The organism is Massilia sp. DJPM01, assembly GCF_030348125.1.
In the GTDB taxonomy this organism is placed as follows: Bacteria; Pseudomonadota; Gammaproteobacteria; order Burkholderiales; family Burkholderiaceae_D; genus Telluria_A; species Telluria_A frigida.
Genome location: NZ_JAQOZV010000020.1, coordinates 37,639 through 64,141, shown reverse-complemented (window position 1 = coordinate 64,141; position 26,503 = coordinate 37,639). Strand labels below are relative to the sequence as shown.

Below are 26,503 nucleotides of genomic sequence, written 5' to 3'. Positions count from 1 at the left end.
GCCAGGCGGCCGCCTGCACAGCCAGCCTGCGCTGGCCAAGGGACGGCGCGTGCCTGATGTTCTGATTCGCTCAACACCCATCCCTTCCCCTTCCATGAAATCTCTTGCCAGACCGAGCTGACCCGGGTCGAGCTGACTCTGGTGCCCAGTGCTGGGCGCCTGGGACAGCTGGGACGCGCCGGCGGCGCGGGCGGCCGGCGAATCCGGGCGCGTGCTGATGTCGAGCCTGGCGACCCTGATCACCGTGACCGTCGCCGTCCTGCCGTGGCTGCTGGTAGGCCTCCCCCTGTTCCTGTGGCTACGCAAACGCTACCGCTTGCGCAAGGCGCGCCGCGCGCAAGCGGCACGCTAGCAGCCTGTCGGACTATGGGTACAAAAGAAATATTTTGCCCCCACTGCTGAAAATTTAGGCTGAATTTCGGCATTTAAATGCCTCGGATGGTGTCCGCAGTTCATATTTTTTCGTTTGAGGCGCGCCATCGCGTTTTCGTTTTCTAAGTCCGACAGACTGCTAGAACGCGCCGGCGCACCGCAAGCCGCCCGGGCACCCGGGCGGCGTTGACCGCGCCCAAGCGGCCATCATTGAATGGAAACGCCGCCCCACGCGCGCTGTCAAACCGCGAAAGGGTACCATCACGGCGTTTTCGACAACATTTACAGGCGCACCGTATTGAACCATTCACAACCCGCCTGGGCGCTTCCTCTATAATGCGCGTGTTGTCGGCCTTGTTTTTTACCTAATTCTCCTGGAGACAGTCATTCAAACCAATTCGCATACCGCGCACGCGGGCGCCCTCGCCTACCGGCCCGATATCGATGGCATGCGTGCGCTGGCGGTCGTCGCCGTCATCGTGTTCCACGCCTGGCCGACCTGGTTCGCCGGCGGCTTCGTGGGCGTCGACATATTCTTCGTCATTTCCGGCTTCCTGATTACCTCGATCCTGCTGTCCCAGCTTGAAAAGGGGAAATTCAGCATCGCCGACTTTTACGTGCGCCGCATCCGCCGCATTTTCCCGGCCTGACCGTGGTCATGCTGGCCACCCTCGCCTTCGGCTGGGTGGTCTTGCTGCGCGGCGAATTCGAGCAGATCGGCAAGCACGCCGTGGCCGGCACCACCTTCGTCTCGAACCTGGTGCTGTGGAACGAAGCGGGCTATTTCGACAACGATGGCATCACCAAGCCCTTCCTGCACCTGTGGTCGCTCGGGGTCGAGGAACAGTTCTATATCCTGTGGCCGCTGATCCTGTGGCTGGTGTTCTCGCGCAAGCTGCGCTTCCTGTGGGTGGCCGGCATCATCTTCGTGATCTCGATGAGCGCCAACCTGCTGCTGGTGAACGACCATCCGGTGGCCGCGTTTTTCTCGCCGCTGACGCGCTTCTGGGAACTGATGGCCGGCGGCGTGGTCGCCTGGCTGCACCTGCATCACGCGCAGCGCTTCGAGCGGCACGGCACGCTGCTGTCGCTGGGCGGCGCGCTGCTGCTGGGCCTGGCGTTCTGGCTGACCAATGCGCAGTCGCTGTTCCCCGGCTGGTGGGCCATGCTGCCGGTCGGCGGCGCGTGCCTGCTGATTTTGGCCGGCAAGAATGGCTTGCTGAACCGCCTGGTGCTGGGACGGCGCCTGCCCGTCGCAATCGGGCTGATCAGCTATCCCCTGTACCTGTGGCACTGGCCGCTGCTGTCCTACGGCCACATCATCTACGGCCAGAAGCCGCCGATCGCCATCAAGCTGGCGCTGGTGGGCGCCGGCTTCGTGCTCGCTTATCTTACCTACCGCCTGGTCGAAATCCCGCTACGCGACCGGCGCGACCGCAGCCGCGTCACCTGGTCGCTGGGAATGGGCATGGTCGCCATTGCCGTGCTGGGCCTGGCGATCGGCACCAGCGTGCTGCGCGAACGCATCGACACCCATGGCGCCGAGCCTTACCTGGCGGCCCTGAACGACAGCCAGTTCCCCGGCCCGACCCTGGCGCCGATGCGTTACGACGGCGTGGTATTCCAGAAAGCCGTCAGCCGCGGGCCGGGCCTGACCGTGTTCCTGGGCGACTCCGTGATGCAGCAATACGGCCCGCGCATCGAACACGCCGTGGCCAGCGATCCGGCGCGCTTCAGCAGCGTCATCTTCGCCACGGCCGGCGGCTGTCCGCCGATCGAAAACACGGTGCGCCTGCCGCAAATCCGCTTCCCGCTGTGTCCCAAGACGGTCAATGCGGCCTACGCGCTGGCCAACAGCCCGCAAGTCGACACGGTGGTGGTGGGCGCGGCCTGGTACGGCTACTTCAACGCCGGCCAGCACGAACTGCTGTTTGAAAAAGGCGGCGTCACGAAAGCCTTCCCGGCGGCCGATGCCCAGGAACTGGCGTACGCGGCGCTGCACGCCAGCCTTGCCAAGCTGCGCAAGAACGGCAAGCGCGTGTTCCTGGTGCTGCAACCGCCGGCCGGCGCCGCCTTCGATCCGCAGTCGATGTACACCGGCTCGCGTTTCGGCGCCATCGCACCGCTGGCCAAGGTGCCCGCGTTCGACCTGGCCGACTACCGCCAGCGCAACGCCGCGCCGCTGGCGCGCCTGACCGCGCTTGCCGCCGACACCGGCGCCATCGTCATCGAACCGGCCCAGTACATGTGCAAGGACAATGTCTGCCCGGTGCTCGACGATGCCGGCGCGCCGCTGTACACGGACACCATCCACATGCGTCCCGCCTACAGCCGGCGCGCCGCCAGCTTCCTCGATCCGACCATCCAGCGCGCCGCGCCAGGCGCCAGCGCGTCCGCGCAGCCGCTGCCGATGGCCCAGGGCAAGCCGGCGCCGGCCGGCTGATTCCCGCCTCAGCCTTCGGGGGTCCCGCCTGACACGGCGGGACCCGCCATCCCCACGCGCCAGCCCAGCAGGCGCCATGCGGCCCAGGCCGACAACAGCGCGCCCAGCAACAGCACCAGGCGCGTATCGACCAGGGTCAGCACCGACCCGACCAGGGCCATGACGATATTCGCCAGGCAAAACGTGGTCGACAGCAATCCCATCACCGCGCCCTGCCCCAGGGCGCCGAAACGCTCCGCGCACCAGCCCGGCACGATGGCGTTATAAAACGCATTCGGAATGCCGAACAGCACGATTGCCGCCAAGCCCAGCCAGACATTGCCCAGCGCCAGCGCGGCGATGGCGGCGGCGCCGCCGAAAGCGCTCCAGGCCGCCCGCTGCAAGGGCGCGATGCGGCTCGGGCGTCCGGCGAACACGGCCGTGAACGTCATCACCGCGCACAGGGCGGCGGTGATCCAGGCGATGCCGGGCGCGCCGTAGCCGGGAAATTCCACCAGCCACAAGGGATAAAACTCGTAAAAGGCGGTCACGCCGCAGGTATAGGCGAACTGGACGACGAACAGCTTGCGCAGGCCGCCGTGGCGCAGCAGGTGAAACGCGTGCTGGTGGCGCGCCACGTACCACCACGAGGTAGTGGCCAGCGAGGCCGCCTCGCGCGGCAGCACCGCCGCCACCAGCGCCGTGGTCAGCACCAGCGCACCGGCGGCAATCCAGAACGGCACGGTGATGCCAAACACCACGGTGGCGCCGGCCAGCAGCGGCCCGGCCAGCCAGCCCAGGTAAAAAGCGCCGTTCAGCCACGACAGCGCGCGCACGCGCAGCTCGCCTTCGAGGCGGTCGGCCAGCATGGCGCGCACCACGGCGCCGTTGCCTTCCAGCAGGCCGGTGCCGAAGCGGGCCAGGATAAACAGCGGATACGATTCGAGCAGCAGCGCCAGCGCCGTGAGCACATGGCCGAGGGCGGCGCCGAAGGTCGTGGCCATCAGTAGCGGGCGGCGGCCGTAGCGGTCCGACAGCGGGCCGAGCAGGGTATTCCCGATCAGCAGGCCGAGCGGATTGATGGTCAGGGCCAGGCCGAACAGCATCTTGGGCGGCAGGCCGAGAAAGGAATTGAGACCGTTGCTGGCGCCCGACGCGAACAGGGGCGGCAGGATGGGATAGGGCAGCGCGGCGCCGATGGTCGAAAACAGGCCCAGCAGGCAGGCTGCGGCAATGAGGAGGTGGATGTGCATGCGCGCGACCATACATGCGCGAGGACAATATGTAAACCGGTGCCGCCGCCAGGCAGCGCCGGCACCAGAAAACGGTTTGCCGCGACCAGTCCGGGCGGACCGGCCGCGTGCAACGGGGCTAGCGGATCAGTCGAGTTTCCAGGCGTAGTCGACCTTGGTCCAGGTCTGGGCCGGGGCGCCATCCTTGGTGCCCGGCTTGAACTTGCAGGCGCTGATCGACTTGATGGCGGCCTTGTCGAGGTTCTTGAAGCCGCTGGTTTTTTCCAGCTTCGATTCGACCACCGAGCCGTCCGCGGCGACCAGGAAGGACATCGACACCGTGCCCTGTTCCTCGTTCATCAGCGAAGCCTTGGGATACTCGGCCTTGCACTTGGAGGCATCGAAACTGGCCGGCACTTCGCCCGCCGCCGCCGCGCCGCACACCAGCAAGCCAGCGATCACACTCATCGAACGCGTAGAGGTCAACATACAATTCCCTGACAATAAGGTACAACCGCGCGCCTGTATCACGTCGGCGCTAACGCTGCAGCTTGCACTGCACCTGTCCGTCCGTTGCACCCCGCGCTTGCCAGCCGGGCGGGAAACGGATCAGAATTCTTCCCATTCATCGCTGCCGCTGGTGGCGGCGGCTTTTTTCGGCTTGGCGGGCGTCGCCGCCGCAGCTGGCGCCGGACGCTTGAGGAGCGGCTTGGCCACGCGCAGCGGCGCCGGCTTGGCCGGACGCGCCGGAGCCGCCACCGCCATCGAGGAAGGCGCGGCGACGTGGGTTTCTTCGCCTTCGACCAGCTTGAAGATGCTGACCACGTGCGCCAGCTCGCTGGCCTGGTCCTGCAAGCTTTGCGCGGCGGCGGCGGCCTGTTCGACCAGGGCCGCATTCTGCTGGGTCATGCTGTCCATCTCGATGATCGACATATTCACTTGTTCGATGCCGGCGCTCTGTTCCTGGCTGGCGTTGGCGATCTCGCCCATGATGTCGGTGACGCGCTTGACGCTGGCGACGACTTCATCCATCGTCACGCCGGCCTGGCCGACCAGCTTGCTGCCGCGCTCGACCTTCTCGACCGAATCGCCGATCAGGTTCTTGATTTCTTTCGCCGCCGCCGCCGAGCGCTGCGCCAGGTTGCGCACTTCCGAGGCGACCACCGCGAAACCGCGGCCCTGTTCGCCGGCACGGGCCGCTTCCACCGCTGCGTTCAGCGCCAGGATGTTGGTCTGGAAGGCAATGCCATCGATCACGCCGATGATGTCGACAATCTTGTTGGCCGAGGCGTTGATGGAACCCATCGTGTCGACCACTTGCGACACCACTTCGCCTCCCTTGCGGGCCACTTCCGAGGCGCTGGCGGCGAGCTGGTTGGCTTCGCGCGCATTGTCGGCATTCTGTTTCACGGTCGAGGTCAATTCTTCCATGGCCGAGGCGGTCTTTTCGAGCGCGCTGGCTTGCATTTCGGTACGCGATGACAGGTCGATATTGCCGGCCGCGATTTCACGCGAGGCGGTGCCGATGGTTTCCGTGCCGCCGCGCACCTGGCCGACGATATCTTTCAGGCTGTTGCGCATTTCGCGCACTTCCATCAGCAGGCTGCCCTTGTCGGCGCCGCTGGTTTCGATGCGGACCGACAGGTCGCCGTGGGCGATGCTGCTGGCGATCCGGGCGGTGTAGTCCGGCTCGCCGCCGAGCTGCTTGAGCAGGCCGCGGGTGATGAACACGGCAGCGATACCGCCCAGCAGGATGGCGACGCCGCCCAGGATCAGCATGCTCAGGCGGGCGTTCTCGAAGCCGCGTTCGGCATCTTTCTGGGCTGCGCTATTGAGCTTGTCTTCGAGGGCGGCGAGCTGTTCCAGCGCTTCCATCCATTTTTTCTGGACCGGACGGATTTCCTTGATCATCACGCGGGTCGCGTCTTCGGCCTTGTTGGCCAGCCACAGTTCGGACGCCTTGGCCAGGGCCGGCATGGCCAGCGCTTCGTGTTCCTTGATCTGGGACAGCAAGCTCTTTTCCTCGGCCGAGCCGCCGGCGGCGAACTTCTCGCCCAGCTTCTTCTGGGCATCGTCGTAGCGGCCGGTTTGTTCCTTGATGCGCTTCATTTCCGGTTCCATGTCGGCCGCGTCGGTCATCAGGGTCAGGATGCGCAGCGAGACGATGCGCTCGCTGACATTGGTGCGCATGTCGATCACGAGACGGGTCACCACATTGTTGACGCCGACCACATTATCCAGACGGGCCTGGATCTGCGCCATGCTGATGATACCGACGATGGTGACCGCGACCAGAAAAGACAGGACGAGGGCAAATCCAAGACCTAAACGGGTGCCGACCTTCATGTTGGATAAATTCATTTCGCGTCTTTTCTATGGAACTATTGATCGAATTAGCTAGGGTAACCGCGGGCACTGTGGGGTGCAGCTGGCACCGGCTTGCCGATATCTCTGAAGAAACGCCTGGCTATCTGCGTTCCATTGAGGATAAATCAAAACAGTGACTGCGCATGCAAAAACGTTGATTTGAGAACGAATTGTTTCAGCACAACAACAGAATGAGCAAGAGCCGGCGCCGATTGCAAAACAGGCAAAAGATAAGGGGATTATAGAGGCATTTTTTGCTTCAGAGCAAGCAAAAATGCGTTTGCGCAATTGAAATATAGCTTCTTGGAGGCAAGCGCGCGGCGCGGGCAGGCGATCGCGCATGCCCAGTCAAGGCCAGGCATGCGGGAGGGAAAAGCGAGGGAGGCTGGCGTGAATACCAGCCGGGGGGGGAAAGGATGCCAGCGGGCTGCTACGGCGCGCGGCGCTACGGCGCCCGGCGCATCCCGGCAGCCGCTTCGAGCAGCAGGTGCGGATCGGCCGCCGCCAGCCGTTTCGGGTCGGACATCACCTGACGAAAACTGCGCGCACCGCCCAGCCCGGCCATCAAACCCAGCATGTGGCGCGTAATGGTGTTCAGTTTCAAGCCGCGCGCCGCGTGCAACTCCAGCTGCGCCTGGATATACGGGATCATCGCGGCCAGCACTTCCTCGCGCGTCTTGACCGCTGCCGTGTCGCCGTAAAAGCGCGCATCGTACTCGGCCATGACATAGGGATTATGGTAGGCCTCGCGTCCCATCATCACGCCATCCACATGCGCCAGGTGCAGCGCGATCTCGTCGGAGGACTTGATGCCGCCGTTGATGATGATTTCCAGGTCCGGGAACTCGCGCTTGAGCTGGTACGCCACCTCGTACTTGAGCGGCGGAATCTCGCGGTTTTCCTTGGGCGAGAGCCCCTTCAGGATGGCATTGCGCGCATGCACGATGAAGGTGTTGCAGCCGGCGTCGGCGATGGTACCGACGAAGTCGCGCACGAAACCGTATTCCTCGTTGCGGTCGATCCCGATGCGGTGCTTGACGGTGACATCGATGGTGACGGCGTCGCGCATGGCTTTCACGCAATCGGCCACCAGTTGCGGCTCGGCCATCAGGCAAGCGCCGAACGCGCCCTTCTGCACCCGCTCCGACGGGCAACCGCAGTTCAGGTTGATTTCGTCGTAGCCCCATTGCTGGCCCAGCCTGGCGCTGGTGGCCAGGTCGGCCGGATCGCTGCCGCCCAGCTGCAGGGCGACCGGATGCTCTTCTTCATTGAAGCGCAGATGGCGCTCGACGTCGCCGTACACCAGCGCGCCGGTGGTCACCATCTCGGTGTAGAGCCAGGTATGGCGCGTGATCTGGCGGTGGAACTTGCGGCAGTGACGGTCGGTCCAGTCCATCATCGGGGCGACAGAGAGCGTCCTGCCCCGGTAATTCGTTGATTTCAAGTGATTTTACCTATGATATCCGCCGTGCTGCGCAGTAGCTGCGGAAATGTAAATAGTGCCGGTTATAACAGTGGGCGGCAGAGGCGCGCCAGCGCGGAGCACGCACCGGGAAAGACGAATCATATCAAAAATGACCGCGCCTGAGCCGGATTGTTGCGCCCGGACCATGGCTATTCCCGGGTCGACGCAATCCACGCTGATCTCGCGAAAAATATTCATGAGCGCTCGAAACTATCCAGCGGGGTTGAGGTCCGTATGATCATACCGCCCGCTTAGGGCCGCAATGTCGGCAGCAAGCCCACGCCTCCCCAAGCTGGTTTTTCCATGCTGCGCCGCACGCCAACGGCCCCTTGTCAGGCCGCCGGCGCCAGTTGCGGCGCTGCCCGCCGCGAGGGATACCAGCGCGCGCGCAACTGCATGAAGGGGGTCTCCACGCAGCGAAACAGCAGCCAGCCGGCGACGATGCTGACGGCGAACAGCAGCAGCACGGTCAGCGGCGCATTGACGTCGACCTTCATCGCGCGCAGACGCGGCGCGGCGAGCATGAAGATGGGTTTGTGGATCAGGTAGATGGCGTACGACCACAGCGCCAGCTGAGTTGCGCCCGGCACGCGCAGGCGGCCGAGCAGCGAGGTCGGACTGAGCGCCGCCATGACCAGCACGGCGTAGCTGATGGCGACCAGCGAAAAGCCGAAGGTGGTCGAGAGCATCGTGTCGGGAAATTCCTGTTTCACGCAATACAGCGTGGCGACGACGGCGGCCAGCCCGGCGGCCAATAACACATTGCCCTTTGCCAGGATCTTCTCATACAGGGCGCCATGAAAGTTCTTGAGCAGGGCAATCGCCACGCCCGGCAGCAATTCGTCGAAGCGGCACCAGGTGGAGTAATACGTTTCTGCCGAAAAAGCATTGTACTCATGCAATACAAAAGCGCTGCCGCGCGCCAGCATGCCGGCGGCGATGGCAGCGCCGATCAGGCACCAGGCGATGGCGAGCGGCCGCTTGCAGCGCACCACCGCAAGCGCCACCAGGGGTAGCGCCAGATAAAATTGTTCTTCGATACACAATGACCAGGAGTGGGTAAACGTTTGCCCATAAGCCAGGCCGACATTCTGCGTAAAGGTCAGGAATCGCCACAGCGGCGTGGTGCTCGAGCCGCTGAGCAAGCCCGGCAGCAGAAAATACACAGCCAGCATGAAGTAGTAATTCGGCAGCGTGCGCAGCAGGCGCTTGGCGAAGAAGGCCTTCAGGGAAAAGTCTTCCTTGCGCGCGATCGCCGACAGGATCTGGTTCCCGATCAGATAGCCGCTGAGCACGAAAAACAGGTCCACCCCTGTCCAGCCGACGCTGCCCACCACGCCGAAGGTGTCCTTGCCGCTGACAAAACCACCATAATGAGACATCAACACGAGCGCAATGGCAATCGCGCGCAAGGTATCCAGGCCGCTGGCGCGGATCAATTCATTTTTCGGGGGCATACCATCATGGTGGGTTGAGTTGGGGAAGTGCGTGTGGTGCGTAGCGCGCCGTGCCGACGATGACAATGATAAGCCAACACCAACCGGCTGCGCAGCACTTATTCGGAGGCGGACGGCAGGCGCCACCCGCCTCCGGCCCCTGTCCGTTATGCAGCCTGGCGCAGCGATAAACAGTGGCGCGCTTCGGTCCTGAAGGCGGGAGCGTCCAGGTCCGCGCCGGGGTAGTCCGGCAGCCTGTCGATCATGCCCGCAAACTGGTTCAGCGCCGCGCTGGCCTGCTCCAGCAAGGCATTCAGGTCGCCCTGCGCGCCACCGGCCAGGAAGGCGGCCAGGGTCTGGTCGATCTGGCGCGCCGCCCGCAGTGCCGCCAGATAGTCGTGCCGCAGCCCCTCCTGTCCAGGGCGCGCGTCGAAATACGCCATCGCCGCCGCTTCGCAGTCGGCAAAGCGGGCCGGCGTGCCATCCCAGCCGGTCATCGTCCCGTTCGCCATCCAGGTGGCAAGGACGTCAGCCATGCCGTTGAGCCGCTGGACCGCGAAGATGAAATATTGGATGCGTCGAAGGTCATCCGATCCGATGGAAATCATGCTCTTTCTCCTCACAGGCGACGGCTTAATGGGGGAACCTGGCGATGCATTCTTGCCACAGCTGCTGAAAGAGCAACAAGTTCTGCTCCATGCAGATGGTCGGATCGCGGACCATGGTGCACACCTCATCGCGCATGATCTCGAAGGTCTCGCTCGCAGCGGACAGGCAACTCATACGTGTAGGCAAATTGGTCGGGTAGCGCGGGCCGTAGCCGCCGCCGTCGCCACTTCCGCCCCCGTCAGCGCCAGCGCCGCCGCCGGAAGGAGCGTTATCGCCGGGCGTCCAGCCAGTGCCGCCGTAGGGCGCGCCGCCGCTGCCACCGCCTTCTCCATCGCCGCCGCCGCCGCTGTCGCCGCCCCCTCCCCCGCGCCCGATGCAAATGGTCTGTTCATCGGGCGCGAGACGGCATTCCCAGCTCTTTTCTTCCCAGCCCACGATGGCCATCAGTTTTTTGTTGAGGGCATCCGGCGCCGCCGTTCCGGCGGCAGCGGGGACAGCTGCCGCCGCGAGCTGCACCTGCCTGCCGGGGGCTGCTGCCATCCGCTTGTCCAGCGCCGCAGCCGGCGCCATGAACATGCGCTGTCCCGAGGAACTGTCGATCGATACCAGCACCCCAGCCTGATACACGGCCCGCTGCACCTGCCCATCGGAAAATTCGATCCGCTCCAGGCGCTTGTCGTCGTCATAGTAATACGTGGCGAACTTGCCATCCGAACGGTAGACGTTGGACAGCCGGCCCTCTTTATAGAAGTAATGCGTGCTCTGTTCATCTGTCAGTCTGGCAATGAGCCGGTCTCCCTGCATGACCAACGTTTCCCCACCCGCAGCGATGGTGCGGACGGCGCCGCCCGCGCGCTGCGGCGTGGCTGCCGGCGCGGCCCCGGCCCCCTGCGCCAGGCAAAACACGGCGCACAACAAGACAGATGATTTAAGCAAACATTTCATGATAGCTCTCCGCAAGTTGAAAGAGCCTCATCTTGCGCCAGCCCGCCGGCCGGGGTTTATCCCTCCTCAATCGGGTCATGCATTCACTAAGTCATTCATTACAAAGGGAAATATCATTCCATGGCGGTGCCATCCCAGCGTGCCGGGAAAATAATTCAAATTATTTCCGTAGGGCACTTAATGACTTCAGAGAAACGGTCGTCTTGTACTTGGGAGAGCGCGAAGCAACGCGGCTCCGAAGCCCCCACCCCTACACCTGGAGTTCGATCATGCTGAGCCTTCACACCAACAACGCTGCCTTGTCCGCGCAAAACTCGATCAACCGCACCCAAGGCAGCCTGTCGACCTCGATGACGCGCCTGTCGACCGGCTACCGCATCAATTCGTCGATGGACGACGCCGCCGGCCTGCAGATCGCCACCCGCCTGAAAGCCCAGACCAGCGGCATGGCCGTTGCGATGCGCAACACGCAAAACTCGACCTCGATGCTGCAAACCGCTGAAGGCGCGCTCGATGAAGTGAGCAATATGATGGTGCGCATGAAGGATCTGGCCACGCAAGCCGCCGATGCCTCCTCCACCGCCGCCGACAAGACCGCCATGCAGTCGGAATACGATGCGCTCGGTACCGAACTGAACAACGTGCTGACCAACACCTCGTTCGGCGGCGCCAAGCTGCTCGTGGGCGGCACCATCGCCTCGGCCATGACGTTCCAGATCGGTTCGAGCACCAGTGAAAAAATGACGGTCGATATGTCGACCAGCATGGGCACCCTGGTGACCGACGTCACCGCCACCACCTCCAACTACGTCACCCCGAACACCCTCGGCACTGAACTGACCGCCGCCGGCACCGCCTCGACCACCATCGACAAGCTGTCCACCGCGATCGCCTCGATCGGCACCGTGCGCTCGTCGCTGGGTGCCTCGGCCAACCGCCTGGAACACGTCTACAACAACCTGTCCAACATCAGCACCAACAGCAAGGCCGCCACCGGGCGCATCATGGACGTCGACTTCGCCAGCGAAAGCTCGAAAATGACCACCAGCCAGATGCTGCTGCAAGCCGGCACCGCCATGCTCAAGCAGAGCAACAGCATGTCTTCGATGGTCATGTCCCTGCTGCAGTAATCCCCCACGGATGCCCGGCCAAGCGCCGGGTTCGCGCCAAGCCAGCCCTCTTCCGGCTGGCTTTTTTCATGCACAAAAAATAGTTCAATTAATTTCCATGCGGCACTTAACGCGCTTGACGAAACGGTCGTCTTGTACTTGTAAGAGCGCAAGATACCGCGGCTCCAACCACCCCACCCCCACCATCTGGAGTTCGATCATGCTGAGTCTGCACACTAACAACGCTGCCCTGTCCGCACAAAATTCGATCAACCGTACCCAAGGCAGCCTGTCGACCTCGATGACACGCCTGTCGACCGGTTACCGCATCAATTCGTCGATGGACGACGCCGCCGGCCTGCAGATCGCCACCCGCCTGAAAGCCCAGACCAGCGGCATGGCCGTTGCCATGCGCAACACCCAGAACTCGACCTCGATGCTGCAGACCGCTGAAGGCGCGCTCGATGAAGTAAGCAATATGCTGGTGCGCATGAAGGACCTGGCCACGCAATCGGCCGATGCCTCCTCCACCGCGGCCGACAAGACCGCCATGCAGTCGGAATACGATGCCCTGGGCACCGAACTGAACAACGTACTCAACAACACCTCCTTCGGCGGCGCCAAGCTGCTCGTGGGCGGCACCATCGCCTCGGCCATGACGTTCCAGATCGGTTCGAGCACCAGTGAAAAAATGACGGTCGATATGTCGGCCAGCATGACCACCCTGGGCACCGACGTCGGCGCCACCACCGCCAACTACGCCGCGCCGAACACGGTCGGTACCGAACTGACCGGCGTGGGCACCGCCTCGACCACGATCGACAAGCTGTCCACCGCGATCGCCTCGATCGGCACCGTGCGCTCGGCCCTGGGCGCCTCGGCCAACCGCCTCGAACACGTCTACAACAACCTGTCGAACATCAGCACCAACAGCAAGGCTGCGACCGGCCGCATCATGGACGTCGACTTCGCCAGCGAAAGCTCGAAAATGACCACCAGCCAGATGCTGCTGCAAGCCGGCACCGCCATGCTAAAACAGAGCAACAGCATGTCCTCGATGGTCATGTCGCTGCTGCAATAATCGGCACGGCCGCCGGCGTTTCAGTCGCGAACGACCGAGCCAGCCGGCAACCCGGCTGGCTCTTTTTTTATCCTGACCATGCGTGAATGCCATGTCTACCATCACTTCGCAACCGCTGGGCGCGCCGCTGATTGCAGCGCTGGCGCCGGTGTCGCTGCTGCCGGCGCCGGCCAGGGCGGGCGCCGCGGGCATGGGCTTGCCGCTGCCGGTCTCCGAACCGGTGGCCGCGGCCGCGTCGGGCGCCGGCCTGCCGGCCAACCTGAACGAAAGCGCCTCGATGCGCACCGACCAGGTCTTCATGGCGCGCCAGCTGGCCTGGCCGGTACTCGACGGCGCCAGCCTGGCCAACGCCTGGCGCACCATGGTGCGCGCCTACGGCGCCCAGCTGGCGACACTGCAAGAGCAGGGACGCTCCCAGTTCATGCCGGGCAACTTGCTGATGTCGGGCGTGCAGCACGCCTTGCAGGTCACCCCCACGGGGCAGCAAACCATGCTGTGGCATCCGGAAGCGTGGCGCTTCGTGCTGCCGGGGGCTGGCGGCCAGCAACTGGCGCTGCGCCTGCTGACCGGCCTGCCCGATCCTCCGCCCAGCCGGCGCAAGCGCGCCAAAGCGGCCTTGCGGCTGGACGTGGTGCTGGCCGACGGCAGCCATGCCACGGTGCAGCTGGAACTGGTCGATGGGGTCTTGATGGAGCTGGCGGCCGAGCATCCGCGCGCGGTGGCGCAGTTGCGCCAGGCGCTGCCGGGGCTCAAGCTGGCCGTCGAACAGGCCGGGCTGCGCCTGGCGCGCGCCAGTGTCAGGCAAGGAATATGGCCGGGCAAGCCGCTGCAACAGTATTCGGCCCAGATCAGCGCCGCCCTGCCCCCGCCCCTGTTCCGCGCGATGGCGGAAGTGGCGCTGCTGCTGACCGGCTCAAGCAGGCCGGATGCGACCACGACGGTGCGCTTCACCCAAGGGCCGCAGCCGGGCGACATGGCATACGGCGAACCATGAGCCGTCACCCCCGCGCAGGCGGGCGCGGTCTTATGGGGAAACGTGGGAAACGTGGGGTCTGACCCCGGTTAATGGGAAACGTGGGGTCTGACCCCGAAGCTTGGGGTCTGACCCCGGTTAAGACACTTATCCAACCGTTCCGACGATGCTGACATCACGGTTTTCTGGAATCTCGTTGTAAGAAAGCACATGCAAGCCGGGCGCAAACAAGCGCGCATAGCGCGCCAGCAAAGGCCTGATCTGCGGCAGCACCAGCAATAGCGGCGCACTCTGCTGCTGTTTCATCTGCTCGCGCGCCACCGGCATGTTCAGTTGCAGCTGCGACAGCAGCTGCGGATCGATCGGGAAATTGTCGAGCGCGACCTTCCCGCCCTGGCGCGCCTGGTTCAGGGAGCCCAGCAGCATATTCTCCAGCTCGGCCGACAGATTGAACGCCGGCATTTCCTTCTTTTTCCCGAACAGCGCGGTGACAATCTGGCGCCGCAGCGCGCAGCGCACTTCGGCCGCCAGCAAGATCGGGTCCTTGGTCGTTTCCGAGCTGTCGAGCAAGGTGGTGCCGATCACCACGATATCCTTGAGCGACACATTTTCGGCCAGCAGTACGCGAAATACCCGCAGCAACTGGGTATGCGTGAGCGCCTTGTCCAGCGCCGACGACAGTTTCGGCGAGAGCGCCGTCAGCCGCTCCAGGATCGCCGGCACGTCTTCATGGCGGAACAGATCCGGCAGGTAGTCGCGCACCACCTTCGAGCAGTGCGTGGCGATCGCGCTCGGCACCTCGACCACCTGGTAGCCCAGCCCCAGCGCATGGGCCTTGTCGGCCGGCGCAATCCAGGTGATGGCCATGCCGTACGCCGGTTCGATCCCGGGAATGCCGTCCAGCTGGCCGTACACCGAGGGCGAGGGAATCGCCATCAGGCAGTCCGGCACCACTTCGGCTTCCGCCACCACGGTGCCGCTGAGCATGATCGAATACTGGGTCGGGCGCAGCGACAAGTCGTCGCGCACATTGATCGGCGGCAGCAGCAAACCCATCGCTTCCGACAAGCTCTGGCGTACGCCCTTGATGCGCTTGGTCAGCGGCTCGCCCTGGGCGGCGTCCACCAGAGCGACCAGCTTGTAGCCCACCGCCACCGTCAGCGGCTGCACCGCCGGCAACTGGTGCCATTCGAGGTCCGGCGCGCGCTCGTCGCGCAGGGCCGCTTCGATCGCCGCCACGCCGGCCTGGTCGGGCGCCTTGACCATGCGCGCCAGGCGCCAGCCGACATAGCCGAGCACGGCGGCAAAGATGCCGAACATCAGCCACGGCATGCCCGGCACCATGGCCAGCACCAGCATCATGCCCGAGGCGCTGTACAGCACCGCCGGCGAGGCCAGCAATTGCCCGCCGACCTGCTGCTCGAAGTCGCCCGAATCGCTGATCCGGGTCACCAGGATCGCCGCCGCGGCCGACAGCAGCAGCGCCGGGATCTGCGCCACCAGGCCGTCACCGATGGTCAGCAGGGCGTACTGGCGGAAGGCGTCGCCGAACGACAGGTTGTGCATCAGCGAGCCAATGGCCACGCCGCCCACCATATTGATAATCAAAATCAGGATACTGGCGACCGCGTCGCCGCGCACGAACTTCGAGGCCCCGTCCATGGCGCCGTAGAAGTCGGCTTCGGCGGCCACGTCGCGCCGCCGCACCTGGGCTTTTTCCTGGTTGATCAGGCCGGCGTTGAGGTCGGCGTCGATGGCCATCTGCTTGCCCGGCAGCGCGTCCAGGGTAAACCGCGCCGATACCTCGGAAATGCGCTCGGCGCCCTTGGTCACCACCGCGAAGTTAATGATCATCAAAATCACGAACACCACGAAGCCAACCACGAAGTTGCCGCCGATAACCACGTTGGCGAAGGCTTCGATCACTTTACCGGCCGCGTCCGTGCCCTGGTGGCCGTGCAGCAGCACCACCCGGGTCGAGGCCACGTTCAGGGTCAGGCGCAGCATGGTGGTGCCGAGAATGACGCTCGGGAAGACCGAGAAGTCGAGCGGCCGCTTGGCCGAGACCGACACCAGGATGACGATCAGGGCCAGCACGATATTGAAGGTAAACAGCACGTCGAGCAGCACCGGCGGCAGCGGCAGGATGATCATCGACAAGATCACCAGCAGGAACACCGGCGTGGCAAATTTATGCCGCTTCAACTCGACCAGCAGGCTGTTCAAGAAACTCATGTGGCGCGAACCTCACTCAGATGAGATGGCACGACCACCTCGTTGGGAAAACGGGGCGGCGCAGTGCGCCGGCCGGCACGAAAAGCGTTCAGTTGCAGCACATAGTTGAGCACCTGCGACACGGCCTGGTACAGCTGGGCCGGAATTTGCTGCTGGACCTGGCTGGTATTGTAGATCGCCCGCGCCAGCGGCGGCAGTTCGAGCGTCTCGATATTGTGCTGGCGCGCAATCTGGCGGATGTACAGGGCCATTTCATCGACCCCCTTGGCCACCACGAAGGGCGCTTCGGCGCGGCTGGCCTCGTACTTGAGCGCCACCGCGTAGTGTTCCGGGTTGACGATCACCACGTCCGCCGTGGGCACGGTCTTGTTGACGCTGCGGCGCGCCATCTGCTGCTGCAACTGGCGGATGCGCTGGCGCACTTCGGGCTTGCCTTCGCTGCTCTTGTGTTCTTCCTTCTGGTCGTGCTTGCTCATGCGCTGGTTGCGCGCGAACAAGAACGCCTGCATCGGCACGTCCAGCACGGCGAACATGACGAACACCATGCACATCGCCATCAGGGCGTCGAGCATCAGGCCGGCGCCGGTCGGCAGGGCCACGCCGAGCGGCATCTTTTGCAGCTCGACGAAGGCATTCATGCCCGAGCGGCTCACGTGCACCAGCACCGACCCCAGCACCACCGCCTTGCCCACCGAGGTGGCCACCCCGATGCCGTGCTTGGCGGTGAACAGGTTGCCGAGGTTCTTCATCGGCGACAGGCGCTCCATTTTCGGTTCCCAGTGCTTGGTGCTGATCACCCAGCCACCCGGGATGAGGGACGAGAGCACCACCGCGAATGGCACGCCCAGCAGCGGCAGCACCATGCTGATCAACAGCCACATGGCACTGCTGAAGATGGTCGACATGGCGTTTTCGATGACCCCATCCGCGCCCAGCGGGATGAAGACCAGGTCGAACAGGCTGCGGAACGAGGCCAGGTAGGTCGGCAGCAGCATGGCGAACAGTTTCAGGCTGATCAGGATGCCGATGGCGGTGCCCAGGTCGCGCGAACGCACCACCTGGCCTTCCTGGCGGGCCTTGCGCAGCTTTTGCTGCGAGGCCTTTTCGGTCTTGTCGCCACCGCTCGCGTCGTCAGCCATGGGCCGCCTTCATTTGTTGGGCTATCAGTTCGAGCACCTGGTTACTCATCGCAATGTAGTGCTGGGGAATGAAACGCACGATCTGGATCAGCATCATCAAGCCGAACAGGGTGGTCAGCGAAAAGCCCAGCGAAAACAGATTCAAGGAGGGCGCCACCCGGTTCAACAGGCCAAAGCCGAGCTGCACCACCAGGGTCGAAAACACGATCGGCAGCGCCAGCAGCATGGCGGCGGCGAAAATCCAGGCCGCCTTGAGCGCCACGGTATGCAACAGCAGCGCCCCGTAACCGCCGCCCACCGGCCAGGCCTTGAAGCTGGTCGCCAGCACCCCGGTCAGCACCAGATGGCCATCGATGGCGAAAAACACGATGATGGCGAGCAGCGAGAGCAGCCCCGACACCACGTCCGAGGCGGTGCCGTTGACCGGATCGTTCATCTGCGCCATCGAAAAGCCGATCTGGCTCGATACCAGGTAGCCGAGCACGTTCACCACCGACATCGAAAAATGCATGGCCAGCCCCAGCACGCCGCCGATCACGGCCTGTTCCAGGGTGGTGGCGATGCCGAGCACGGAAAACGGGTCGACCACCGCATTGCCCGGGGAAAAAGGCAGCATCAGGAAGGACAGCACCAGCGCCAGCAGCACGCGCACCGGCAGCGGCACCAGGATGTCGCCCACCACCGGCGCGGCGCTCAGCAGTGCCAGGATGCGGATGAACGGCCACCACAGGGCGTTCAGCAGCGGCAGCAGGTAGCCGGCCAGTTCCATGCGCCTAGCCGACCAGCGCGGCGGCGCGCTGGAAGACGGAGACGCAGTAATCCATCAGGTAGCTCGTCATCCAGTGCCCGGCCACGATCACCGCCAGCAGGGTCACCAGCAGGCGCGGCAAGAAGCTCAGGGTTTGCTCGTTGATCTGGGTGGCGGCCTGCACCAGCGCCACCAGTAAGCCCGTGATCAGGCCGGGCACCACCAGCACCAGCACCATCAGCATCACGATCTGCAGTGCGCCGACCATCAGGTCCACGGCCACGTCGGGGGTCATCGCCTCTCTCCTCCCATCACAATCGGTCTGTCAGAACGGCCGGATGCTGCCGACCAGGGTGTTGACGGTCAGGGTCCAGCCATCGACCAGCACGAACAGCAGCAGCTTGAACGGCAGCGAAATGACCAGCGGCGAGAGCATCATCATGCCCATCGCCATCAGCACCGAGGACACCACCAGGTCGATGATCAGGAAGGGAATGAACAGCATGGCGCCGATCTGGAATGCGGTTTTCAGTTCGCTCAGCACAAACGCGGCCAGCTTGACGGTGAACGCGCGCTTGTGCGGCTCCAGCGCGGCCGGTTCGCCCGCCAGGTGCGCGACCTGGGCCAGCGCGGCCTTGCTGGTCTGGGCCAGCATGAAGCGCGAGAGCGGCACTTCGGCCACTTTCAGGGCATCCTGCATGCCGATCTTGTCCTGGTCGTAGGGCACGAAGGCGTCGCGCCAGATCTGGTCGCCGATCGGGCGCATCACCAGCAAGGTCAGGATCAGGGCCACGCCGGTGATGATCCGGTTCGGCAGCCCCTGCTGCAGGCCGAGCGCCTGGCGCAGCAGCGAGAGCACGATCACGAAGCGGGTGAAGCAGGTCATCATCATGACCATGATGGGCAAGAGCCCAAGCAAGGTCATCAGGACCAGCACCTGCGACTTGACCGTCAGGTCGGTCTTGGCGCCGGGGATCACCCCGGCCAGCAAATCCTGGGCCGCGGCCGGCGCGCACAGCAGCAGGCCGGTAGCCAGCAAGGCCAGCACGGCCAGCCGCGCGCCATGGCCGCGTGCGCCCCCTCTCATGCAGTGATCAGGTCCAGGTCCAGGCCGTCGAGGTCGATGACCTTGAGCCCGTACTGTTCGCCGGCCACCACCACTTCGGCGCGCCCGATCGGGGTGCCGTTGACCTTGATGACCAGCGGCTCGCCCGCCAGCACGTCGAGCGCGATCACGCTGGCCGGCCCGATCGCCATCAATTCCTGCAGCGAGATGCGGGCCGAGCCCACTTCCAGGGTCAAGGTCACGGGAATCTTGCGCATCATCTGCGGCAAGTCGCGCTGGGGACGCTTCTCAAGCGGGCGCGCGCCCTCCAGACCGGAAGGCACCCCCATCTGGGGTTCATCGATGATCAATTCTTCGTCGATCCCGGCGTCCTGGTCCTGCGCCTGAAGTTCGTTCTCGTTGATTTTCATTAGTCGCTATCTTCAAAAGAGGTTAAGCAGAGCGTCCCGTTATGTTCCGTGACCGCCGCCGTAAACAAGCGCGACTCGGCCAGCAAGACATCGGCCCGGCCCACCGTCACGGGAATGATGTCGCCCAGCTTGAGCGCAAACAGCGCTTCGAGCGTGATTTCCTTGCTCACCAGGCGCCCCTCCAGCGTCACTTGCAAGGCCGTGCCGAGCGCCACGCTGGCGCGCGGCGGCGCGTGCTCGCGCGCACGCTCCGGCGCCAGCCCAAGCAGCACGCGCGCCACCATGTCCTGGTCCAGCGCCAGCCACAGCTGGCCGCATTCTCCGCTCTGGGCCTGGCGCAGGGTGATGCCGAGCGTCCAGCCATCGGCGCTGGGCGGCGCCGGCGGCACGCTGCCCGGCACCAGTTCGGTGGAAGCTGCGTTGAGTTCATTATGCGCCCGCGCAAGGTTTGCATCCACCCGCTTGGAGAGCACCGACGCTAATTGTTGGCCTAACACAATTGCGAGGCGTTCTTCCGTGGCCGTCACCCTGACCGTGGCCGGATCGACCGAGGGCGCGGGGGCCGCGCCGCGCCGTCCGTAGCGCTGGTTGAGCACGCTGAGCAGCAGGGAGCGTTCGAGCGCGAAGGCGATGCCGCCGGCGCCGCCGCTAAAGCCGAGCCAGCGCCCGCTCTGGCTGGGGTCGGGCGGGCCGACGAAACCGCTCGCCGCGAGCTGGAAGCCATCCCAGTAACGGCGCAAGGCCGGCTGGCGCAAGGCAGCGGCCAGATCCTCGGCAAACTGGGCCGCGAAGTGGGGCAGCAAATGCACCGGCCGGCCCAGCAGCCGGGGATCGAGCACCTGCGGTGTTGCCGGCAAGTTTGTCTTATTTATCATGGTCATAAGTAACTCGGCAAGTGCATGGCAAAGAGGGCAACTCTTTGTTTTGTTTGAGGAAAACAGTATATCAGAGCATTTTTACTTGATGCATTTAATTTCCATGTGGCATTATAGTTGCCGTACGGTAAGCTGTGATATAGTGCCTTACGGAAATAAAATAGCGAGGCAGGCTCAAGTTCTGACAGTCCCTCCCGTTACCAACAGTAAGCGATTTTGTTAGGCATTTCGACACCTTTGCTTCTGCTCCAAGCGGTTTGGCGAAATTTGTTGGTTTTACCCGACTCAGCAATAAATTATTTTGCCGTCGAGCATGTTTTCGTTTGGAATCGCGGCACGGAACGCGCACACTTGGCGCTTACCCGTTCAGGCCGGCTACGACAGGGAATTCGTCGTAACTGTTTGATTATGAACAAAAAATTATGCAGGGAAGACAACATGGAAGTCGGAATTACAACATCGAATTCACTCGCCGCCCAACTCCAGTCGGAGCTGAAAGTGCTGGCCAACGATGCCGGCCAGTTGGCCGCGCACGCCAACCTGGGCCGCGCCGCCGGCGAAGCGCTCCCGGCCGGGTTTTCTTTCACCCAGAGCATGAAAAACGCGCTCGACAGCGTGAACCAGCAAGATGCCCAGGCCGGCCAGAAAATGAACGATGTCGACAGCGGCAAGAGCGACGACCTGGTCGGCGCCATGCTGGCCAGCCAGGAAGCCAGCCTGTCCTTCTCGATGCTGATGCAAGTGCGTAACAAGGTCATGGGCGCCGTGGACGAGCTGATCAAGCTCCCGGTCTGAGCACCTGTTTGCAACGTTACCTTAACCGCAGGGAAAAACCAGCGTGATTGCCTCTCTCAAATCCAACTTCGCCGGGCGCATGGGCGCCATGCCTTCGCTGCCGCCAGCGCTGCGCAACAACCTGACCCCGATGCTGGTGCTGGCGATCGCCATCACGGCCGCCGTGATGATGTACCTGTGGAACGACCAGGCCGGCTACAAGCCGGTGTTCGGCGCCAGCGAGCGGGTTGCCTCGGGCGACATGATGGCCGTGCTCGACGCCGAGAAGGTGGCCTACCGCCTGCATCCGGAAACCGGGCAGCTGCTGGTGCCCGCTTCGCAGCTGGGCAAGGTGCGCATGCTGCTGGCCGCCAAGGGCGTCACCGCCCAGCTGCCGGCCGGCCTGGAGCTGATGGACAAGAACGATCCGCTGGGCGTGTCCCAGTTCGTGCAGGACGTGCGCTTCCGGCGCGGCCTCGAAGGCGAACTGTCGCAGAGCATCCTCGCGCTCGACGCGATCGCCTCGGCTAGAGTGCACCTGTCGATCGCCCGCTCGACCTCGTTCGTGGCCAGCGACGGTGAAAAATCGTCGGCCTCGGTGGTGGTGGCCGTGAAACCGGGCCGCACCCTGGCCCCGGAACAGATCGCCGCGATCATCAATATGGTCGCCGGCAGCGTCGCCAGCCTGTCCCCGCAGCGCGTCAGCCTGGTCGACCAGGCCGGCAACTACCTGTCTTCGCGGGTCGACCTCAGCGACGGCTTCGACGGCGCCGCCCAGGGCGCGGATGCGAACGCCAAGAAATACCAGGACCAGGTGCGCGGCAACGTCAACGAATTGCTCGGCCCGGTGCTGGGCGCGAATAACTTCAAGCTCAGCGTCACCGCCGACATCGACAACGACAAGATCGAGGAAACCAGCGAAAAATACGGCGACACCCCGAAAGTGACCAGCGAAGCGGTGCGCGAAGAGCTGGAAAAGAACCGCATGGCAATCGGCGTGCCAGGCACCCTGTCGAACCGTCCGCCAGCCATGCCCGATCCGCAGGTCGCCGGCGCCGGCGCCGGCACCGATCCGAAAGCCGACGATGGCAGCGCCCGCAAGAATGCCAGCACGCGCCAGTTCGCCTATGACCGCAACATCACCCAGATCAAGCGCAGCCGTGGCCGTTTGCGCAAGCTTAGCGTGGCCGTGGTGCTGAACAATCACGTGGCCGCCGCCAAGACCGGCTGGAGCGCCGCCGAACTGGCGAATATCGAAAAAACCCTGAGCAGCGGCCTGGGCATCAACACCGAACGCGGCGATGTGCTGACCGTGTCCGCCATGAGCTTCCCGGTCCAGCCTGTCGCCGCCCCATGGTGGCAGGAACGCGACAACGTGGTCGACATGAGCAGCTGGGCGGCGTGGGCGGTGGGCATCCTGCTCGGCTTCCTGCTGATCATCCGTCCGCTGCTGCGCCTCCTGACCGTGCGCCTGGCGCCGCCAGCGGCCGCCAGCGCCGACGCCCAGTTGCTCGGTGGCCCGGCCGGTGCCGCCAGCGCGGTGGCAGGTCCCGCCATGCGCGTCGGCGATGGCCGTGCCGGCGAGGCGGCGGGCGGCGCGCTCCCGGCCCTCGGCGCAGCGCTGCCGATGGTGCCTTTGCTGGAAAACTACGATCTTCCCCCTGCCGGCTCGGCAGTCGATGTGATGGTCGATCACTTGAAAGTTCTCGCTGCCAAGGAACCGGAGCGGGTCGCCGAAGTCGTCAAACAATGGATGCAGAAAAATGGCCGAACTGGACAATAACGTGGACGCCGAAGAGGCGCCTGGACTGACCCCTGTCGAACAGGCCGCCATCGTCCTGTTGAGCATTGGCGAAGAGCCGGCCGCGGCCGTCCTGCGCTGCCTCGACCGCGAGGAATTGCTGGAAGTGACGCAAGTGATGTCGCGCATGAGCGGCATCAAGGTCGATTCGGTGCGGGTGGCGATGCAAACCTTCTTCGACGATTACCGCCAGCAGTCGGGCGTGCATGGCGCCTCGCGCAGCTACCTGAAGCGCTCGCTCGACCTGGCGCTCGGCAGCGATATCGCCAACAGCGTGCTCAACAACATCTACGGCGATGCCATCCGCCCGATGATGGCGCGCCTGCAGTGGGCCTCGCCGAAATGGCTGGCCGATTACGTCGCCAACGAGCACGTGCAGATGCAAGCGGTGTTCCTGGCCTTCCTGCCGCCCGCCCTGGCCGGCCAGATCCTGGACGCCCTGCCGCTCGAAGGGCGCGACCTGGTGCTGCTGAACCTGGCACGGCTGGATGAAATCGACCGCGACCTCTTGACCGAACTGGAAGAGCTGGTGACCCGCTGCCTGGGCGCGCTCGATACCCAGAGCGCCAGCGTGGAAGGGATCCGCCAGGTGGCCGAGATCCTCAACCGGCTGCCGGGCAACCGCGCCGGCATGGTCGAACTGCTGCGCGCCCACGATCCGGACGTGGTGTCCGAAATCGAAATGAGCATGTACGACTTTTTCATCCTGTCGCGCCAGACCGAGGCCACGATTACCCGCATCCTCGACGACGTGCCGCTGGAACAGTGGGCGATCGCCCTCAAGGGCGCCGAACCGGCGATCCGCGACGCGATCCTCACCACCATGCCGCGCCGCCAGGCCCAGAACTTCGACGACCTGCTGCGCCGCGCCGGTCCGGTGCCGCTCTCGCGCATCGAACAGACGCGCAAGGACATCATGGCAACCGTGAAACAACTGGCCGACAACGGCGAAATCGAAGTGCAACTGTTCGCCGAGGCAGTCATAGAATGAAACAATTCCGCCCCTATCATTTTCCGCCGCTGTCGCAGCTCGACGCGCTCGGCGCCGCCCATTCCTCCGAGGCTGCGGGCCAGTGGCAGAACGCGGTCGAAGAAGGCTACCAGCAGGGGCAGCGCGAGGGATACGAGAGCGGCCAGGCGCGCGGCAGCGCCGAAGGCTACGCCGCCGGACTGGCCGAGGGCCTGGCCGCCGGCCGCCAGCAAGCCATGCAGCAGGTACAGGACCGCTTCGAGCAGCTGGCCGGGCCGCTGGACGGCATGTTCACCCAGCTCGGCCAGATGGTCGAGGAATTCCGTTCCGCCCAGCGCAAGGAAGTCGTCGACCTGGTCGGCAAGGTGGCGCGCCAGGTGATCCGCGCCGAACTGGCGCTGCAGCCGGTCCAGTTGCTGGCCCTGGTCGACGAAGCATTGGCCGCCATGCCGCCGACCCGCGACAGCATCGAAGTGTGCCTCAATCCGGAAGAACTCAAGCGCATCACCGAACTCGATCCGGTGCGCGCCGCCAAATGGAGCTTGCTGCCCGATCCCTCGCTGCAAGCGGGCGAATGCCGCGTGCGCGCCGGCGACAATGAAGTCGACGCCGGTTGCCAGGGCCGCCTGGCGGCCTGCATGTCGCAGGTCAGCGCCCAGCTGCTGGCGGTGCCCGAACGGGTGGCCGAGGAGGTCGAAGCATGAGCAATCTGGCCGATTCCCTGCGCACCGTCGAGCTCGACGACGTGCCGGTCGCGATCCCGACCGGCCGCCTGGTCGGTGCCTCGGGCTTGCTGCTGGAATCGGCCGGCTGCCGCCTGCACACGGGCCAGCGCTGCCGCATCGAAACGGTCGATGGCGAGTGGCTCGATGCGCAGGTGGTCGGTTTTCGCGAACGCCTGTCGTTCCTGATGCCGTTCAAGCAAGCCATCGGCTTGACCACCGGCGCGCGCGTGCTGCCCAGCCCGACCGCCGCCACCCTCCAGATCGGCCCTTCGTGGCTGGGGCGCATGGTCAATGGCCTGGGCGAGCCGATCGACGGCCTGGGCCGCCTGGGCGGCGAGCATCGCCTGGACATGACGCCGCCCAAAATCAATCCGCTGAAAAAACAACCGGTGGTCGAGCCGCTCGATGTCGGCGTGCGCGCCATCAATTCCATGCTGACCATCGGCAAGGGCCAGCGCGTCGGCCTGATGGCCGGCAGCGGGGTCGGCAAGTCCGTGCTGCTGGGCCTGATCACGCGCCAGACCGTGGCCGACGTGGTGGTGGTCGGCCTGATCGGCGAACGTTCGCGCGAAGTGCGCGAATTCGTCGACATGTCGCTCGGCCCCGAAGGCTTGAAAAAAGCCGTGCTGGTGATCGCCCCGGCCGACGAATCGCCGCTGATGCGCATCCGCGCAACCGAACTGTGCCACGCAATCGCCGCCCATTACCGCGACCAGGGCTTGAACGTGCTGCTGCTGGTCGATTCCCTCACCCGCTACGCCATGGCGCTGCGCGAAGTGGCGCTGGCGCTGGGCGAGCCGCCGGCCACGCGCGGCTATCCGCCGTCGGTGTTCTCGGCCCTGCCGCAGCTGGTCGAAAGCGCCGGCAACGGCGAGCACGAACACGGCAGCATGAGCGCCATCTACACCGTGCTGGCCGAAGGCGACGACCAGCAGGATCCGGTGGTCGATACCGCCCGCGCGATCCTCGACGGCCACATCGTGCTCACCCGCGAACTGGCCGAACGCGGCCATTACCCGGCGATCGACGTGGCCGCCTCCATCAGCCGCTGCATGGCCCAGGTGGTGCCGACCCAGCACGCGCTGGCCGCGCGCAAGCTGAAAGCCGCGCTGGCCCGCCACGCCCGCGTGCGCGACCTGATTCCCCTGGGCGCCTACGTGCCGGGCGCCGATCCGCTGACCGACCACGCGGTGCGCCTGGAACCGCATATCGACGCTTACCTGTGCCAGGGTACGCGCGAAGCGGCACCTTTGCCTGAATGCATTTCCCAACTGGAAGCGATGATGTCATGACCATCAAGCACACGATCGACAGCCTGGACACCCTGGTACGCCTGCGCACTACCAAGGTGGACCGCCTCCAGGCCGACCTGGCGGCGCAGCAGGCGACTCAGGCGCGCTACAAGGCCAACCTGGAACGCCTGGACGGCCTGGCCACCGGCAGCGGCGCCAGCGGCGCCCTGCCGCTCGCGCTGGCGCTTAACTGCGGCCAGTACAAGCTGGCCGTGATCGCGCTGGCCGACACCCATCGCACCGACCTGAGCCTGCACGAAGCGACCATGGCCGTGTCGCAGCGCGCCCTGAACGATGCCTGGAGCGAGCGCCAGTTGCTCGACCAGGTACTGGAACAGAAAAAAGGCGTGGCGGCGCTGGCCCAACACCGCGTCGAGCGCAAGCGCGAAGACGACCTGGCCACGCAATCGTGGCTGGCCGGCCGCAAGTAATTTCATTTTAGATACTCTGGAGAACC

At 64.6% G+C, this 26,503-nt stretch carries 26 protein-coding genes; 12 read left to right on the top strand and 14 right to left on the bottom strand.

Features of this window, described 5'->3' with window-relative positions; genetic code table 11:
- Nucleotides 1-148: 148 nt before the first annotated feature.
- The 3 genes from PO883_RS14815 (at nt 149) to PO883_RS14805 (ending at nt 2,815) form a co-directional block, all read left to right on the top strand.
- A complete protein-coding gene (locus PO883_RS14815) occupies nt 149-352 on the top strand; it encodes a hypothetical protein (RefSeq protein ID WP_289310448.1) in 204 nt (67 codons plus the stop codon).
- Between the two features lie 469 nt (nt 353-821).
- Entirely contained in the window at nt 822-1,022 is a 201-nt protein-coding gene (locus PO883_RS14810; RefSeq protein WP_373890069.1) for an acyltransferase family protein, read from the top strand.
- 8 nt (nt 1,023-1,030) lie between these two features.
- A complete protein-coding gene (locus PO883_RS14805; protein ID WP_289310447.1) occupies nt 1,031-2,815 on the top strand; it encodes an acyltransferase family protein in 1,785 nt (594 codons plus the stop codon).
- Nucleotides 2,816-2,823: 8 nt separating this feature from the next.
- Here the strand turns inward: PO883_RS14805 and PO883_RS14800 are convergent, their stop codons facing one another.
- The 7 genes from PO883_RS14800 to PO883_RS14770 all read right to left on the bottom strand — a co-directional run bounded on the left by PO883_RS14800 (nt 2,824) and on the right by PO883_RS14770 (nt 10,848).
- Nucleotides 2,824-4,047 (bottom strand): MFS transporter, encoded by a 1,224-nt coding sequence (locus tag PO883_RS14800; protein ID WP_289310446.1) that lies wholly within the window; start codon nt 4,045-4,047, stop codon nt 2,824-2,826.
- 126 nt (nt 4,048-4,173) lie between these two features.
- Nucleotides 4,174-4,515 (bottom strand): energy transducer TonB, encoded by a 342-nt coding sequence (locus tag PO883_RS14795; RefSeq protein ID WP_167086392.1) that lies wholly within the window; start codon nt 4,513-4,515, stop codon nt 4,174-4,176.
- A 120-nt stretch (nt 4,516-4,635) separates the two neighbouring features.
- Entirely contained in the window at nt 4,636-6,387 is a 1,752-nt protein-coding gene (locus PO883_RS14790; RefSeq protein WP_289310445.1) for a methyl-accepting chemotaxis protein, read from the bottom strand.
- A 451-nt stretch (nt 6,388-6,838) separates the two neighbouring features.
- Nucleotides 6,839-7,837, bottom strand: coding sequence for a tRNA dihydrouridine(20/20a) synthase DusA (dusA, locus tag PO883_RS14785; protein WP_289310444.1), 999 nt, complete (start codon nt 7,835-7,837; stop codon nt 6,839-6,841).
- A 353-nt stretch (nt 7,838-8,190) separates the two neighbouring features.
- Nucleotides 8,191-9,315: an acyltransferase gene (locus PO883_RS14780; RefSeq protein WP_289310443.1), complete on the bottom strand. Its 1,125-nt coding sequence runs from the start codon at nt 9,313-9,315 to the stop codon at nt 8,191-8,193.
- A gap of 146 nt (nt 9,316-9,461) precedes the next feature.
- Nucleotides 9,462-9,902, bottom strand: a complete 441-nt coding sequence (locus PO883_RS14775) for a hypothetical protein (RefSeq protein WP_289310442.1) — start codon at nt 9,900-9,902, stop codon at nt 9,462-9,464.
- A 25-nt stretch (nt 9,903-9,927) separates the two neighbouring features.
- The gene (locus PO883_RS14770; protein WP_289310441.1) at nt 9,928-10,848 is read right to left on the bottom strand and encodes a hypothetical protein; all 921 of its coding nucleotides are present in this window, start codon (nt 10,846-10,848) and stop codon (nt 9,928-9,930) included.
- A gap of 269 nt (nt 10,849-11,117) precedes the next feature.
- Here PO883_RS14770 and PO883_RS14765 point away from each other — a divergent pair, with 269 nt between their 5' ends.
- The 3 genes from PO883_RS14765 (at nt 11,118) to PO883_RS14755 (ending at nt 14,032) form a co-directional block, all read left to right on the top strand.
- The gene (locus PO883_RS14765; protein WP_289310440.1) at nt 11,118-11,978 is read left to right on the top strand and encodes a flagellin; all 861 of its coding nucleotides are present in this window, start codon (nt 11,118-11,120) and stop codon (nt 11,976-11,978) included.
- 199 nt (nt 11,979-12,177) lie between these two features.
- Nucleotides 12,178-13,038 carry a flagellin gene (locus tag PO883_RS14760; RefSeq protein WP_167086398.1) on the top strand — a complete coding sequence of 287 codons (861 nt, stop codon included), beginning with the start codon at nt 12,178-12,180 and terminating at the stop codon, nt 13,036-13,038.
- A 91-nt stretch (nt 13,039-13,129) separates the two neighbouring features.
- The gene (locus tag PO883_RS14755; protein ID WP_289310439.1) at nt 13,130-14,032 is read left to right on the top strand and encodes a flagellar hook-length control protein FliK; all 903 of its coding nucleotides are present in this window, start codon (nt 13,130-13,132) and stop codon (nt 14,030-14,032) included.
- A 126-nt stretch (nt 14,033-14,158) separates the two neighbouring features.
- On the opposite strand, the gene PO883_RS14750 is transcribed toward PO883_RS14755, so the two are convergent.
- From PO883_RS14750 to PO883_RS14720, 7 genes are all read right to left on the bottom strand, one after another.
- On the bottom strand, nt 14,159-16,246 hold the full coding sequence (locus PO883_RS14750) for a flagellar biosynthesis protein FlhA (RefSeq protein ID WP_289310438.1): 2,088 nt from the start codon (nt 16,244-16,246) through the stop codon (nt 14,159-14,161).
- Nucleotides 16,243-17,385 carry a flagellar biosynthesis protein FlhB gene (locus tag PO883_RS14745; RefSeq protein WP_289310437.1) on the bottom strand — a complete coding sequence of 381 codons (1,143 nt, stop codon included), beginning with the start codon at nt 17,383-17,385 and terminating at the stop codon, nt 16,243-16,245. The genes PO883_RS14750 and PO883_RS14745 overlap by 4 nt, the downstream gene beginning before the upstream one ends.
- On the bottom strand, nt 17,378-18,154 hold the full coding sequence (gene fliR, locus PO883_RS14740) for a flagellar biosynthetic protein FliR (RefSeq protein WP_167086402.1): 777 nt from the start codon (nt 18,152-18,154) through the stop codon (nt 17,378-17,380). Before fliR ends, PO883_RS14745 begins: the two co-directional genes overlap by 8 nt.
- Nucleotides 18,155-18,158: 4 nt before the next feature.
- A complete protein-coding gene (fliQ, locus tag PO883_RS14735; protein WP_167086403.1) occupies nt 18,159-18,428 on the bottom strand; it encodes a flagellar biosynthesis protein FliQ in 270 nt (89 codons plus the stop codon).
- 30 nt (nt 18,429-18,458) lie between these two features.
- A complete protein-coding gene (gene fliP / locus PO883_RS14730; protein ID WP_289310436.1) occupies nt 18,459-19,220 on the bottom strand; it encodes a flagellar type III secretion system pore protein FliP in 762 nt (253 codons plus the stop codon).
- Nucleotides 19,217-19,528: a FliM/FliN family flagellar motor switch protein gene (locus PO883_RS14725; RefSeq protein ID WP_187363281.1), complete on the bottom strand. Its 312-nt coding sequence runs from the start codon at nt 19,526-19,528 to the stop codon at nt 19,217-19,219. Before PO883_RS14725 ends, fliP begins: the two co-directional genes overlap by 4 nt.
- Before the next feature lie 80 nt (nt 19,529-19,608).
- Nucleotides 19,609-20,484 (bottom strand): hypothetical protein, encoded by an 876-nt coding sequence (locus tag PO883_RS14720; RefSeq protein ID WP_289310435.1) that lies wholly within the window; start codon nt 20,482-20,484, stop codon nt 19,609-19,611.
- A gap of 438 nt (nt 20,485-20,922) precedes the next feature.
- On the opposite strand from PO883_RS14720, the gene PO883_RS14715 reads away from it, so the two are divergent.
- Genes PO883_RS14715 through PO883_RS14690 form a run of 6 tightly spaced genes read left to right on the top strand, consistent with a single transcriptional unit; the run spans nt 20,923 to nt 26,477 of the window.
- Nucleotides 20,923-21,279 (top strand): flagellar hook-basal body complex protein FliE, encoded by a 357-nt coding sequence (locus tag PO883_RS14715; protein ID WP_289310434.1) that lies wholly within the window; start codon nt 20,923-20,925, stop codon nt 21,277-21,279.
- Nucleotides 21,280-21,322: 43 nt separating this feature from the next.
- Nucleotides 21,323-23,041 carry a flagellar basal-body MS-ring/collar protein FliF gene (fliF, locus tag PO883_RS14710; RefSeq protein WP_373890068.1) on the top strand — a complete coding sequence of 573 codons (1,719 nt, stop codon included), beginning with the start codon at nt 21,323-21,325 and terminating at the stop codon, nt 23,039-23,041.
- A complete protein-coding gene (locus tag PO883_RS14705) occupies nt 23,022-24,050 on the top strand; it encodes a flagellar motor switch protein FliG (protein ID WP_099874634.1) in 1,029 nt (342 codons plus the stop codon). Before fliF ends, PO883_RS14705 begins: the two co-directional genes overlap by 20 nt.
- Complete coding sequence (gene fliH / locus PO883_RS14700) at nt 24,047-24,733, top strand: flagellar assembly protein FliH (protein WP_167086408.1); 687 nt, start codon at nt 24,047-24,049, stop codon at nt 24,731-24,733. The genes PO883_RS14705 and fliH overlap by 4 nt, the downstream gene beginning before the upstream one ends.
- Nucleotides 24,730-26,046: a flagellar protein export ATPase FliI gene (gene fliI, locus PO883_RS14695; RefSeq protein ID WP_167086409.1), complete on the top strand. Its 1,317-nt coding sequence runs from the start codon at nt 24,730-24,732 to the stop codon at nt 26,044-26,046. The genes fliH and fliI overlap by 4 nt, the downstream gene beginning before the upstream one ends.
- Nucleotides 26,043-26,477, top strand: a complete 435-nt coding sequence (locus tag PO883_RS14690) for a flagellar export protein FliJ (RefSeq protein ID WP_167086410.1) — start codon at nt 26,043-26,045, stop codon at nt 26,475-26,477. The genes fliI and PO883_RS14690 overlap by 4 nt, the downstream gene beginning before the upstream one ends.
- The last annotated feature ends 26 nt before the right edge of the window (nt 26,478-26,503 follow it).

Coding starts and splice junctions, on each gene's coding strand:
- PO883_RS14810 (WP_373890069.1), top strand. CDS start 822: ATGCGTGCGCTGGCGGTCGTCGCCGTCATCGTGTTCCACGCCTGGCCG.
- PO883_RS14805 (WP_289310447.1), top strand. CDS start 1,031: ATGCTGGCCACCCTCGCCTTCGGCTGGGTGGTCTTGCTGCGCGGCGAA.
- PO883_RS14800 (WP_289310446.1), bottom strand. CDS start 4,047: ATGCACATCCACCTCCTCATTGCCGCAGCCTGCCTGCTGGGCCTGTTT.
- PO883_RS14795 (WP_167086392.1), bottom strand. CDS start 4,515: ATGTTGACCTCTACGCGTTCGATGAGTGTGATCGCTGGCTTGCTGGTG.
- PO883_RS14790 (WP_289310445.1), bottom strand. CDS start 6,387: ATGAATTTATCCAACATGAAGGTCGGCACCCGTTTAGGTCTTGGATTT.
- PO883_RS14780 (WP_289310443.1), bottom strand. CDS start 9,315: ATGCCCCCGAAAAATGAATTGATCCGCGCCAGCGGCCTGGATACCTTG.
- PO883_RS14775 (WP_289310442.1), bottom strand. CDS start 9,902: ATGATTTCCATCGGATCGGATGACCTTCGACGCATCCAATATTTCATC.
- PO883_RS14770 (WP_289310441.1), bottom strand. CDS start 10,848: ATGAAATGTTTGCTTAAATCATCTGTCTTGTTGTGCGCCGTGTTTTGC.
- PO883_RS14765 (WP_289310440.1), top strand. CDS start 11,118: ATGCTGAGCCTTCACACCAACAACGCTGCCTTGTCCGCGCAAAACTCG.
- PO883_RS14760 (WP_167086398.1), top strand. CDS start 12,178: ATGCTGAGTCTGCACACTAACAACGCTGCCCTGTCCGCACAAAATTCG.
- PO883_RS14755 (WP_289310439.1), top strand. CDS start 13,130: ATGTCTACCATCACTTCGCAACCGCTGGGCGCGCCGCTGATTGCAGCG.
- PO883_RS14750 (WP_289310438.1), bottom strand. CDS start 16,246: ATGAGTTTCTTGAACAGCCTGCTGGTCGAGTTGAAGCGGCATAAATTT.
- PO883_RS14745 (WP_289310437.1), bottom strand. CDS start 17,385: ATGGCTGACGACGCGAGCGGTGGCGACAAGACCGAAAAGGCCTCGCAG.
- fliR (WP_167086402.1), bottom strand. CDS start 18,154: ATGGAACTGGCCGGCTACCTGCTGCCGCTGCTGAACGCCCTGTGGTGG.
- fliQ (WP_167086403.1), bottom strand. CDS start 18,428: ATGACCCCCGACGTGGCCGTGGACCTGATGGTCGGCGCACTGCAGATC.
- fliP (WP_289310436.1), bottom strand. CDS start 19,220: ATGAGAGGGGGCGCACGCGGCCATGGCGCGCGGCTGGCCGTGCTGGCC.
- PO883_RS14725 (WP_187363281.1), bottom strand. CDS start 19,528: ATGGGGGTGCCTTCCGGTCTGGAGGGCGCGCGCCCGCTTGAGAAGCGT.
- PO883_RS14720 (WP_289310435.1), bottom strand. CDS start 20,484: ATGATAAATAAGACAAACTTGCCGGCAACACCGCAGGTGCTCGATCCC.
- PO883_RS14715 (WP_289310434.1), top strand. CDS start 20,923: ATGGAAGTCGGAATTACAACATCGAATTCACTCGCCGCCCAACTCCAG.
- PO883_RS14705 (WP_099874634.1), top strand. CDS start 23,022: ATGGCCGAACTGGACAATAACGTGGACGCCGAAGAGGCGCCTGGACTG.
- fliH (WP_167086408.1), top strand. CDS start 24,047: ATGAAACAATTCCGCCCCTATCATTTTCCGCCGCTGTCGCAGCTCGAC.
- fliI (WP_167086409.1), top strand. CDS start 24,730: ATGAGCAATCTGGCCGATTCCCTGCGCACCGTCGAGCTCGACGACGTG.
- PO883_RS14690 (WP_167086410.1), top strand. CDS start 26,043: ATGACCATCAAGCACACGATCGACAGCCTGGACACCCTGGTACGCCTG.